Source organism: Enterobacter cloacae complex sp. P1B (genome assembly GCF_014982345.1).
Lineage (GTDB): Bacteria > Pseudomonadota > Gammaproteobacteria > Enterobacterales > Enterobacteriaceae > Enterobacter > Enterobacter bugandensis.
In genome coordinates this window covers 466,129-478,325 of record NZ_JADCLF010000013.1, presented here as the reverse complement: position 1 = coordinate 478,325, position 12,197 = coordinate 466,129, and the positions used below count along the sequence as shown (strand labels likewise).

Annotated in this window: 11 protein-coding genes; 7 read left to right on the top strand and 4 right to left on the bottom strand. The window is 55.0% G+C overall.

Annotation, left to right across the window (positions count from 1 at the left end):
* Positions 1–45: 45 nt before the first annotated feature.
* A complete protein-coding gene (locus INF77_RS15150; RefSeq protein ID WP_193531846.1) occupies positions 46–2,223 on the top strand; it encodes a type I secretion system permease/ATPase in 2,178 nt (725 codons plus the stop codon).
* Positions 2,220–3,395 (top strand): HlyD family type I secretion periplasmic adaptor subunit, encoded by a 1,176-nt coding sequence (locus tag INF77_RS15145; protein WP_028013086.1) that lies wholly within the window; start codon positions 2,220–2,222, stop codon positions 3,393–3,395. Before INF77_RS15150 ends, INF77_RS15145 begins: the two co-directional genes overlap by 4 nt.
* A 34-nt stretch (positions 3,396–3,429) precedes the next feature.
* Here INF77_RS15145 and INF77_RS15140 read toward each other — a convergent pair whose 3' ends face one another.
* Entirely contained in the window at positions 3,430–4,314 is an 885-nt protein-coding gene (locus tag INF77_RS15140; protein ID WP_063438049.1) for a hypothetical protein, read from the bottom strand.
* Between the two features lie 281 nt (positions 4,315–4,595).
* Here INF77_RS15140 and INF77_RS15135 point away from each other — a divergent pair, with 281 nt between their 5' ends.
* The gene (locus INF77_RS15135; protein ID WP_193531847.1) at positions 4,596–6,059 is read left to right on the top strand and encodes an EAL domain-containing protein; all 1,464 of its coding nucleotides are present in this window, start codon (positions 4,596–4,598) and stop codon (positions 6,057–6,059) included.
* A gap of 25 nt (positions 6,060–6,084) precedes the next feature.
* On the opposite strand, the gene INF77_RS15130 is transcribed toward INF77_RS15135, so the two are convergent.
* The 3 genes from INF77_RS15130 to INF77_RS15120 form a co-directional block, all read right to left on the bottom strand.
* On the bottom strand, positions 6,085–6,357 hold the full coding sequence (locus INF77_RS15130; protein ID WP_028013089.1) for a YqjD family protein: 273 nt from the start codon (positions 6,355–6,357) through the stop codon (positions 6,085–6,087).
* A gap of 119 nt (positions 6,358–6,476) precedes the next feature.
* Positions 6,477–7,145, bottom strand: coding sequence for an epoxyqueuosine reductase QueH (locus INF77_RS15125; protein WP_193531848.1), 669 nt, complete (start codon positions 7,143–7,145; stop codon positions 6,477–6,479).
* A 122-nt stretch (positions 7,146–7,267) separates the two neighbouring features.
* A complete protein-coding gene (locus INF77_RS15120) occupies positions 7,268–7,744 on the bottom strand; it encodes a GNAT family N-acetyltransferase (protein WP_045260478.1) in 477 nt (158 codons plus the stop codon).
* 89 nt (positions 7,745–7,833) lie between these two features.
* Between INF77_RS15120 and INF77_RS15115 the strand changes: the two genes are divergently transcribed.
* The 4 genes from INF77_RS15115 (at position 7,834) to INF77_RS15100 (ending at position 12,144) form a co-directional block, all read left to right on the top strand.
* Complete coding sequence (locus tag INF77_RS15115; RefSeq protein ID WP_193531849.1) at positions 7,834–8,772, top strand: LysR family transcriptional regulator; 939 nt, start codon at positions 7,834–7,836, stop codon at positions 8,770–8,772.
* Positions 8,773–8,863: 91 nt separating this feature from the next.
* Positions 8,864–9,139, top strand: a complete 276-nt coding sequence (locus INF77_RS15110; RefSeq protein WP_028013093.1) for a metal/formaldehyde-sensitive transcriptional repressor — start codon at positions 8,864–8,866, stop codon at positions 9,137–9,139.
* Positions 9,140–9,170: 31 nt separating this feature from the next.
* The gene (locus INF77_RS15105; protein WP_041910069.1) at positions 9,171–10,289 is read left to right on the top strand and encodes an S-(hydroxymethyl)glutathione dehydrogenase/class III alcohol dehydrogenase; all 1,119 of its coding nucleotides are present in this window, start codon (positions 9,171–9,173) and stop codon (positions 10,287–10,289) included.
* 160 nt (positions 10,290–10,449) lie between these two features.
* Positions 10,450–12,144, top strand: coding sequence for a methyl-accepting chemotaxis protein (locus tag INF77_RS15100; RefSeq protein ID WP_193531850.1), 1,695 nt, complete (start codon positions 10,450–10,452; stop codon positions 12,142–12,144).
* Positions 12,145–12,197: the final 53 nt, after the last annotated feature.

Sequence of the window (12,197 nt, the reverse complement as noted above, 5' to 3'; positions counted from 1 at the left end):
GGCCTTTTGGCGTTTCTTTACACGAATGGCGTTAACACGGAGATTATGAAGACACATCCACAGTACGAACCCTGGCTGCAGGGCATGCTCATCATCGCGAAGCACTACCGGCTGGACTTTTCGGTGGAGCACGTTCGGGTCACGATTAACCATGAAAGTCAGTCTCCGCGCCAGCTGGTGCTGGAGGAGATAGCGCGCCAGCTAGGGCTGGGAATGCGCGTGGCGACGGATGCAACATCTCTCGATCCGTGGCGCCTGCCGCTGCTGGCGGAATTCACTGGCGGTCAAATCGCGGTCATTAACCGCATGGACAACGAAGGCAACGTGAGCCTGCAGTTCAGCGGCGACGGCGGGCTGGAGACGACGCTAACGCGGGACGCGCTCGGCTCACGGTTGAAAACGCTGCTGGTACTGCGCCCGCTTGAGTCCACGCCGGATGCCCGCGTGGACGACTACATCAAACCGTATGAGAAAAACTGGTTCTGGCAGCTGGCGCTGAAGGACTGGCGCCGCTACAGCGACATCATGCTGGTGGCGCTGGTCGCTAACGTGCTGGCGCTCTCCGGCATGGTCTTCTCCATGCAGGTGTACGACAGGGTGGTACCGTCGCAGTCGGAGGCCACGCTGTGGGTACTGTTTGGCGGCGTCATGCTCGCCATCGTGTTTGAATTCATCATGCGCATGCTGCGCGTGCATATTTCGGACGTGGTGGGGAAACGCGCCGACCTGCGCATCTCAGAACGCGTCTTTGCCCACGCGCTGCGAATTAAAAACGGGGCGCGCTCCAATTCAACCGGATCGTTTATCGCCCAGATCCGCGAGCTGGAGTCGGTGCGCGAGCTCATCACCTCGACCACCATTGCGGCGATCTCCGACCTGCCGTTCTTCCTGCTGTTCGTCTTTATTCTGTGGATGATTGGCGGCCCACTGGTGCTGGTGGTCCTGCTCGCCGTGCCGCTGCTGCTTATTCCGGGCCTGCTGGTGCAGCGCCCGCTGGGGAAACTCTCCAGCGAAGGGATGCGCGAATCTGCCATTCGTAACGCGACGCTGGTGGAGGCGGTGCAGGGCATTGAAGACATCAAGCTGATGCGCGCCGAGCAGCGATTCCAGAACCAGTGGAACAACACCAACGACGTGGCCGCCAGCGTCGGCATGAAGCAGCGCTGGCTGACGGGGCTGCTGTTGACCTGGACCCAGGAGGTGCAGTCCATCGTCTATGCGGTGGTCCTGCTGGTGGGCTGTTACCTGGTCATCAGCGGCGACATGACCACCGGTGCGCTGGTGGGAACCTCAATTCTGGCATCGCGTACCATCGCGCCGCTGTCGCAAATCTCTGGCGTGCTCTCGCGCTGGCAGTCGGCAAAAGTGGCCCGCAAGGGGCTGGACGACCTGATGCAGCGCCCGATTGACGATCCGCAGCACGGGAAGAAGGTGCATAAAGCCCACCTGCGCGGGGATTACCGGCTGGAAGACGTCGGCTTCTACTATGACGAAGAAGAGAAACTCACCGTGCTGAACATCAGCAAACTGCAGATTCGCGCCGGTGAGCGCGTGGCGGTGCTTGGGCGTAACGGCTCCGGTAAAAGCACGCTGCTGCAGCTTCTGGCGGGCATGCAGGAGCCGCAGCAGGGGAGCATTCTGCTGGACGATATTGCTCTCAATCATCTGGACCCGGCCGACCTGCGCCGCGACATGCAGCTGCTTAGCCAGCAGGCGCGGCTGTTCTTTGGCTCCGTGCGGGACAATATCCTGATGGGGAATCCTCTCGCCACCGACGATGAAATTCATCAAGCGCTGGTCAATAGCGGCGCGCTGGAGTACGTGCGTAAGCAGAAAATGGGGCTGAACACCATCATCAACGAGGGCGGAACGGGCCTCTCCGGCGGACAGCGTCAGGCGCTGCTGCTGGCGCGCGCGCTGATCACTGCCCCGAATATCCTGCTGCTGGATGAGCCTACCGCCTGGCTGGACGAGATGAGCGAGAAGCAGTTTATTCAGCATCTTCACAAATGGCTGGGCAAGCGCCGGACGCTGGTGGTAGCAACCCATCGCCTGCCGATTCTGGATTTGGTCGACCGCATTATTGTACTGGAAAACGGCAAGGTGGTGATGGACGGTCCGCGCGACGCGATTCTGCATCAGCACGGGCTGGCGCCGCAAAAGGCGGCACAGCGCACCGTGACCATGAAGCCGGCGGCTGTTGCAGAGGAGGGTGCGGCATGAACGATTTCTCCCGTTATAACAGCCGTCTGAAAGAGCCGCGCCTGCCGCGTTCCTCGCTGGTAGCATGGTCGCTGTTCGCCCTGCTGGCGGTGTTTATCGCCTGGGCGAGCCTGTTCCAGCTGGACGAAGTCACGACCGGCAGCGGCAAGGTGATCCCGTCCTCCCATGAGCAGGTGATTCAGTCCCTGGAAGGAGGGATTATCCACAGCCTGCTGGTTCGCGAAGGCGATATCGTTGAGCGCGGTCAGCAGCTGGCACAGCTTGACCGGACTAAAACCGAGTCCAGCGTGCTGGAGAGCGAGTCTCGTCTGAACGCGGCGCTGGCAACGGCTGCGCGACTGAAGGCCGAAGTTAACGACACGGAACTCGCGTTTCCCGAGGAACTGGACGATGACGTTGAGCTGGTCAAACAGGAAACGGCGCTCTATCAGTCCCGTCGCGAGAGCCTTGAAAAAGGGCTGGCCGGCTTACGTCAGGGCGCCGAGCTGGTGCAGCGCGAGCTGTCGTTGACCCGTCCGCTGGTGACCCAGGGGGCGGCCAGCAAGGTTGAGGTGTTACGTCTTGAGCGTCAAAAAAATGAGCTTGAGAATAAAATCACCGAGATGAAAAATCAGTATTACGTCCGCGCCCGTGAAGAGCTGGCGAAAGCCAACGCGGAGATTGAAGCCCAGCGTTCGGTGATGAAAGGGCGTGAGGACTCCCTGACCCGGCTGACCTTCAACGCGCCGGTGCGTGGGATTGTGAAGGATATTGACGTGACGACCGTGGGCGGCGTTATTCCCCCGAACGGCAAGCTGATGAGCCTGGTCCCGCTGGACGACCAGATGGTGGTTGAGGCGAAAATCTCGCCGCGCGATGTCGCGTTTATCCACCCTGGCCAGAAAGCGCTGGTGAAAATTACGGCCTATGACTACTCCATCTATGGCGGGCTGGAGGGCGAGGTGACCATGATTTCGCCGGACACCCTGCAGGACGAGGTGAAAAGAGATGTCTACTACTACCGCGTCTATATCCGCACCGACAGTAACCACCTGACCAATAAGCAGGGCAAAGACTTTCCGGTCTTTCCAGGGATGATTGCAACGGTAGATATTAAAACCGGCAGCAAAACCATCCTGGATTATCTGTTGAAACCGCTGAACAAGGCAAAAGAGGCGCTGCGCGAAAGATAAAGATTGGCGTTCGGGATACCGAACGCCATTTGTATTATACCGTTGACGTTACGTTGTTTGGGTGGCGTCGCTCCTTCGGCACCACGTTAATGTAATGAGTAACATAAGCGAAATATAATCCGGCATAGTTTTCGACCAGTTCGAAAAACGCCGGATACACCGACAGGCGACCGTCACCGCGATCTTTAAGATAACCTGCCTCATGCGCCGATTTGATAATCCGGTTGACGTGGATCCGGGAGACAAAGAATTCTTTAGCGAGCGTGCTGGCGGAGTATTGAATAACCGCGCCGTGGGCGGATTTGTTTTTTATGGCCTGCAGGTAAAGATACAGCATAATCATGCGGCCTCCATCCTTATCAATAAATAACCCCACTTCCGGTAAAACTTTTCTGAACGTTAATCCCCTAAAAAGATATTCTGCCGCGCGGCGGAAGAAATTATTTCTCAATGTGTCATTATCCAGCAGGTTAACATCAATATTAAACGTCGGGTAAAGAATGCTGACGGGTAAAAATGCACCGGACATATAGCGTTTGAGTTCATTCAATCCTTTTTCGGTTGGGGCAATTCTCGTTTTTCGCCGGTCTTCCGTACAGCGCCAGGTCCTGATGCGTCCCGTGGTTCTGAGTAACGTAATGATCGCAATAACGCTGTTGGGGCTGGCTATTTTATAGCGGGAACATAACTCTTTTATCTCTGAGACGGATTCGGCCTGATTGCCAAATATAAAACAACACATGGAAAGAACAATGTTAAACCGAGATTCCTGAAGCATTGTCTTGTAGAACAAGGGTTGTTTTTTGTAGATGGCGTCATTGATTGTGTAGTGCTCTAATATTGCCTCACTAAACCGCGGGTTGCTTTTTATAACATCCCTTCGATGTAGCAAGGCCCTGGATGAGATGTGATTATCCATAGCATTTTTCTCGTATTTGATGAGCCGATAGATGAAGTATCCAGCCTTCTTTTTCGGAATTTTCATTATACCTGAGAAAAAGTGGCTTGCGGTCGGTATTTTAAAAGAAATATAGAGTTATATTTATGTTTGGAAAAAGGGTGATTAACGCAAAGATGTTACAGTGCATGGCGTTGATAACAGTATCTTAACCTGATGGTGTATTGTAAAATTATTATACACACCGCTGTTGGTATACATACTCATAATAATAATGGCGCTTTCGTGCCCAGGAGCAGGTTATGACCCACCAAATTTCTCTCAGGAATGATGCGCGCAACGAGCGAAGATTTGTCATTTCAACCTGCGGCTTTACGTTTCAGGGATATCACCTGCTGCTCAAAAAGTACGGCATTGAGACTGCGCATATTCACTTTGATGGAGATGAGTTATCTGATCCTGACAAGGAAAATATCCTTATTCATCAAAACGCTCACATCGTAGTGTTCCTGGGAAAAGGTACGGTAGGTCTACTGGAGAGCCTGACGCGACTGGCATCCGTACTCAATGCACTTCCTGTTATTCGTCGTGTTACCCTGTATGGTGATATACCGGACAGCTGGCTGTATCGAACCCTGGGTAGTCTTCTAAATAACAGTCATCAATTATCATTGATTCGCGTAGCCAGCGTATCTGATGTAATAACCTGTTTCCACACCCACAATAATGGCTTTAAGGACCGCTCGCGCTTATTACGCGATTACTATCTGGACTGTTCTTCGTCAGAAAAGCTCAAATGGCTGACAAGAAGAGAGGTTGATGTTTTATTGAACTTCTATCGCGGCATGTCTATAAAAGACCTGTGCGACAAACTGAGGCTTTCTAATAAAACGGTTTACACCCATCGTAAAGAAGGTCTGCAGAAATTACATTGTATCAAGCGATGGTTGAATGAACCGCGCAATGTAAAAGTGGAAAGGCGGATTAAAAGCCAAAATCAAAGAGTGGACTTCACGGATAAAGAAGCGGAAGTTTTTAATGCGCTGGTGAAAAGGGAGATATTTCCCGCCTACCAGATCATTACCGATCGTGACAAGAAAGGGGTGGGGTTTGAGATACTTATTCGCTGGAATAAGAACGGTAAAATAGTCAAGCCAGCCCGTTTTCTGAATAATATCGCTAATTATGAAGTATGGCTAAAGATTACGGCTATGGTGATCCACGCCGCCGTGTCCGGGATTAATAAATATAACGGTAAATTCTATTTTTCCGTTAACATACCGCCTCGCCTGGCGTCCGGGAACGCGCTGCCAGAGATGGCCAGGAAAGCCATCGGCATGCTGCTTAACCCCCAGTGGGCAGAAAAGCTGGTCTTTGAATTCGCGGAAGATATTGATGTAACGAAAGATAAAAGCATCCCAGAAACCATGCGGCACCTGCGTAATACGGGGTGCAGACTGTTTCTTGACGACTGCTTCTCAAGCCATCATGCCATGTTCCCCGTGAGGCAGGTGCATTTTGATGGGCTGAAACTGGATCGGGACATCGTCGATCATTTTGTGGCGAACGACAACGATTATAATCTGATTAAAGCGATACAGATTTACAGCGACATGACCGGAACAGCTTGCATTGCAGAGGGCGTTGACAGTGAGGAGAAGTTTGAAAAATTAGTCGAGCTGGGTGTGAAAAACTTTCAGGGATATTATCTCTCGCGCGCCGTGAAAGAGGAGGAATTAGACCGCATGGTGAGATTGTTCAGCTAAAAAATAAAGCCCCGAAGGGCCTTGTTTATTTGCGTCCCAGCAACAGGCCAAGCACAATACCGACCGCACCTGCGGCGATAAGACCGGTTAGCGGGTTATTTCTGACCGCTTCAGTCACGTCAGAGACAGCATCGCTGGCCTGTGCGGCATATTTTTTCGCAGCGCCTTTTACCTGATGCTTCGGTGAATCAACGAATTCACCGAACTGCTGCTGGGCTGAACCTGAAAGTTCATCAAATTTATTTTTTGCTTTGTCTTCAGCAAACTGGGTGTTTTTATCAGTACCGAAATCAGACATTTTTGCCTCCTTTTGTTGATAGTTAAAGGATAGCCTCTCTTTGAAAAGATGAGAGGCGGAACGCTAAATTTCGGAGGGAATTGGCCGGTTTTCGGATATATCTACACCAGAAGAGGGCGCTATTTTTCGTTCTCATCCTGGCCGTAATACTGCTTGCCAATGCGGATAAGCGGGCGGCCCTGCGACCTGCGGTGCAGGTTGCTGTCCCGAAGGGAATACACGCAGCCGCAATATTCCTGCTGGTAAAACTGTTCCCGCTTGCTGATCTCAATCATGCGTGATGAGCCGCCCTGTTTGCGCCAGTTGTAGTCCCAGTAGACCATCCCCGGATAGCGCGCTGCCGCACGCTGGCCGCAGTCATTGATCTGCTGCATATTCTTCCAGCGAGAGATCCCCAGCGAGCTGCTGATAACGCTGAAACCATTTTCCGCCGCGTAAAGCGCAGTACGCTCGAAGCGCATATCGAAGCACATGGTGCAGCGGACGCCGCGCTCGGGCTCCCACTCCATGCCTTTGGCACGCTCGAACCAGTTATCAGTGTCGTAATCGGCATCAACAAACGGCACGCCGTGTTTTTCTGCAAAACGAATGTTTTCTTCCTTACGGATGAGGTATTCCTTTTGCGGATGGATGTTGGGGTTATAGAAGAAAATGGTGTAGTCAATGCCCGAGGCCTGGATAGCTTCCATGACTTCACCGGAGCAGGGGGCGCAGCAGGAGTGCAGCAGAAGTTTATCGGCGCCGTTTGGCAGGGTGAGCTGCGGGCGGATGAAGGGGGTTGTACTCATGATGTTCTACAATATGTTAATGAAATTTATGGAATTGTAGCACAAGTTATTAATGTCTTCAGACTGTACTGGCGGGAATCGAGGATCCCGCCTGGTCGGGATCCTCGCGCTGAGCGGTGCCGCTATTCGGCAAATTTGAGCAGCGCTTCGCCGTCAAGACGGTAGCGCACCCATTCGGACTGCGGCAGCGCGCCAATGCTGAGATAAAAATCGATTGCGGGCTGGTTCCAGTCCAGCACGCTCCATTCAAGGCGGCCACATTGCCGTTTTACCGCGAGTTGAGCGATATGTTTCAGCAGCGCTCTGCCTGCGCCTTTACCGCGGTAGTCCGGGGAAATGTACAGGTCTTCCATATAAATCCCGTTGCGTCCAAGCCAGGTCGAATAGCTGGTGAAGAACACGGCATAGCCGGCGATCCTGCCGTCAAACTCAGCGATCAACGCCTCGGTTTTACTGCCCGCACCAAAGAGGGTTTCCCGGATCTCGTCCGGCGTGGTTACGACCTCTTCGGGGGCTTTTTCATATACCGCCAGCTCATAGATCATGGCGTAAATAGCCGCTGCATCTTCGGGACGGGCCTGACGAAGGGTTATGCTCATTGTTTTTCCTGTTATTTGCACGGTTCGCGATTGATGGCGTTAAGCATACGGAGTATTGTCCGAAGAATTAAGTGCAATGAAATCAACAAATGATGAATATTATGCATCCGGCGCTGAGACGTCTTGATTTAAACCTGCTGCCCGTTTTTGACGCCATTTACCGCCACCGTTCTGTTCGCCTCGCAGCCGACGAGCTGGCGATGAGCACCTCGGCGCTGAGCCATGCGCTGTCGCGTCTGCGCACGGCCCTTAACGATCCGCTCTTTTTTCGGGAAGGGCATCGTATGTCGCCCAGCGTGTATGCCACTCAGCTTGCGCCCTCTATTGCTTCCGCATTGTCGTTCCTTAATCAGGAGCTGACCCCGCAGCCGGAGTTTGATGCCGCCAGCAGTACCGAAAGCTTGCAAATTGGGATTACGGATTTTACCGCGCTATGTATTTTTCCCGCCCTGATGCACAAGCTGCAGATTGCTGCCCCGGGCTTGCGTTTCGAATTGCGCTATCTGCCGCACAGCCCGGCGCTGACGGAGCTGCTGGCGGGCGAGGTGGATCTGGCGCTGGGTTTCAGCACCGAGGACGATATCCGCCATCCGGAACTGGAAGAGATCGGCTGGTTTGAGGATGAGTATGTGGTTATCAGCAACGCAAGCCGGACCCGGCTGACGCTGGAGGATTACCTCGCTGCCCGACACCTGGTGGTGACGCCGTGGAATGAAAAGCAGGGCGTCCTGGACGTGCGGCTCGAGCAGTTGGGCTATACGCGGCACATTGCGATCAAAACGCCGTCGATGCTGAGCGCGCCATTTATCGTTGCGGAAAGCGACCTGCTGATGGCCATTCCTCGTTACGCCGCCGAGAAGCTGGTGGCGGCGGCGGAACTGAGGATTTTTGCCTTGCCGTTCTCTATTCCCAAATTTGAGGTGAAAATTTACTCGCATAAGCGCAGCGGCCAGCGGGGGGCGACCCGATGGCTTCAGGAGGAGCTGCAAATGCTGGCGCAAGATGGCAGGGGGATGAGTGCCGGATAAGCTCAGCGCGATCTAGGTTTCATGCTAAAAGTAAGTTTACATTTGTAAGATAACTCATATACCATACCCCCCTATAGTATCAGGAGGGCATATGCCGCACTCACCCGAAGATAAAAAACGTATTCTTACCCGCGTCCGCCGCATTCGGGGCCAGGTTGATGCCCTTGAACGCGCGCTGGAGTCGGGCGACCCCTGTCTGGCCATCCTGCAGCAAATTGCCGCCGTGCGCGGGGCTGCCAATGGCCTGATGGGCGAAATGGTTGAAATACATCTCAAAGACGAGCTGGTGACGGGAGACACAACGCCGGATCAGCGAGCCGTACGCATGGCGGAAGTCGGCCATTTGCTGCGCTCTTATCTAAAATAAATCCACACACCTGACAAAAAGGGAAGACATGATGAAATCTCGCGCAGCTGTTGCATTTGGCCCCGGCCAGCCGCTGAAAATCGTCGACATCGACGTCGCACCGCCGAAAAAAGGCGAAGTGCTGATCAAAATCACCCATACCGGCGTGTGCCATACCGATGCATTTACCCTCTCCGGTGACGATCCGGAAGGCGTCTTCCCGGCGGTGCTGGGTCATGAAGGCGGCGGGATTGTGGTGGAAGTGGGCGAGGGCGTGACCAGCCTGAAGCCAGGCGATCACGTTATCCCGCTGTACACGGCGGAATGCGGCGAGTGTAAGTTCTGTAAATCCGGCAAAACTAACCTCTGCCAGGCCGTGCGCGCCACTCAGGGGAAAGGGCTGATGCCGGACGGCACCACCCGTTTCTCCTACAACGGTGAGCCAATCTATCACTACATGGGTACCAGCACCTTCAGCGAATACACCGTTTGCGCGGAGATCTCGCTGGCGAAGGTCAACCCGCAGGCGCCGCTGGATAAAGTCTGCCTGCTGGGCTGCGGCGTAACCACCGGCATTGGCGCGGTGCATAACACGGCAAAAGTAAAAGAGGGCGACACCGTGGCGGTGTTCGGTCTCGGCGGCATTGGTCTGGCAGTGATTCAGGGCGCGGTGCAGGCGAAGGCCGGGCGTATCATCGCGGTCGATACCAACCCGGAAAAATTCAAGCTGGCGGGTGAAATGGGCGCGACCGATTTCGTGAACCCGAAGGATCACGAGAAACCGATTCAGGACGTCATCGTTGAGATGACCGACGGCGGCGTGGACTTCAGCTTCGAGTGTATCGGCAACGTCAACGTAATGCGTTCTGCGCTGGAATGCTGCCACAAGGGCTGGGGTGAGAGCATCATCATCGGCGTGGCCGGGGCAGGACAGGAGATCAAAACCCGTCCATTCCAGCTGGTGACCGGACGCGTCTGGCGCGGCTCCGCGTTTGGCGGCGTGAAGGGGCGTACCCAGCTTCCCGGCATGGTGGAAGACGCGATGGTCGGTAAAATTCAGCTCGACCCGTTCATTACCCACCGTTTGCCGCTGGAGCAGATCAACGAGGCGTTCGATCTGATGCACGAAGGAAAATCCATCCGCACCGTCATTCATTTCGGCGACAAGTAACTCTTCTGCCAGCGGTTTTTAGCCGCTGGCATTTCTTTAATAATCTTCTCTAAAGTGTGACCAGTGCGGCGTTTTTAGCCGTAATCTAAATCTCTGCCGTGCCGATGACTATCTAACAGGCGTGTTTTTGCGCATCTTACCTATAAGAGAGTCGACGGTCATGGACAACACTTCTTCGATGCAGGCGCAGCGCAAGCTGAGCTTCCTGCATCACATCAGGCTGGTTCCGCTGTTTTCCTCCATTCTCGGTGGCATTATTCTGCTGTTTGCCTTGAGTTCGGGTCTGGCGGGGTATTTCCTGCTACAGGCCGACAACGATCAGCAGGACGTTACGTCCGAAATTCAGGTCCGTATGGGGCTGTCGAACAGCTCAAACCATCTGCGCACCGCGCGTATCAATATGATCCACGCCGGCGCGGCAAGCCGTATCGCAGAGATGGAGGCCATGAAGCAGAACATCCGTGAGGCGGAAACGCGCATTAAGCAGTCCCAGGATAGCTTTACCGCCTATATGCATCGTTCCGTGCGCAGCGCTGCGGACGAAGCGCTGGATGCAGACCTGAAGGCACGCTACGACGCCTATATTGCGGGCCTCCAGCCGATGGTCAAATTTGCCAAAAACGGCATGTTCGAGGCGATCATCAACCACGAAAATGAGACCGCGCGCCCGCTGGACGATGCTTACAACGCCGTTCTGCTGAAGGCGATTAAGATCCGCACCGACCGCGCCAATGCGCTGACGGCGCAGGCGCACAGCCGCACGCAGCTGGGCCTGATGTTTATGGTGGGCGCGTTTGCGCTTGCGCTGGTGCTGACCGCGATGACCTTCGTTGTGCTGCGCCGCACGGTCATTAATCCGCTGCAGCGTGCAGCGAAACGTATCGAGAATATCGCCAAAGGCGACCTGACGATGCCGGACGACGTGGCCGGACGCAGCGAAATTGGCCGCCTGACGCGCGATCTGCAAACCATGCAGCACTCCCTTGAAACAACGGTCGGCACCGTCCGTCAGGGAGCGGAGGAGATCTACCGGGGTACCAGCGAGATCTCTGCCGGTAACACCGATCTCTCATCACGAACCGAGCAGCAGGCCGCGGCGATTGAGCAGACTGCCGCCAGCATGGAGCAGCTGACCGCGACGGTGAAGCAGAACGCCGATAACGCCCATCATGCCAGCAAGCTGGCGGAAGATGCCTCCGGGAAAGCCAGCCGCGGCGGCCAGATAGTCTCCGGTGTGGTGAAAACTATGGGCAATATCTCAAGCAGTTCGAAGAAAATCTCTGAGATTACCGCGGTGATCAACAGCATCGCCTTCCAGACCAATATCCTGGCGCTTAACGCGGCGGTAGAAGCGGCGCGGGCGGGCGAGCAGGGACGCGGGTTCGCCGTGGTGGCCAGCGAAGTCCGCACCCTGGCAAGCCGCAGCGCCAACGCCGCAAAAGAGATCGAAAGCCTGATCAACGAATCGGTCTCGCTGATAGACCAGGGTTCCGGTGAGGTCGTTGCCGCTGGCAATACCATGAATGAGATCGTCGAGGCGGTGAAGCGCGTCACCGACATCATGCTGGAGATTGCCGCCGCGTCTGACGAGCAGAGCCGCGGTATCGTGCAGGTCAGCCAGGCTATTTCGGAGATGGATAAAGTGACCCAGCAGAACGCCTCGCTGGTGGAAGAGGCCTCCGCGGCGGCGGCGTCGCTGGAAGAACAGGGCGCGCGTCTGACCGAGGCGGTCGGGGCGTTTCGTCTGAGCGGTAAGGCTCAGGGGCGTACTCAACAGCAGAACTCTGCGGCAGTAAAACCTGCTGCATTACGTCCGGCGGTAGCGCATAACGGTGATAACTGGGAAACGTTCTGACTCGCCGGCCGTGTCGGGTGGCGCTTCGCTTACCCGGCCGACAAAAAAGGGAC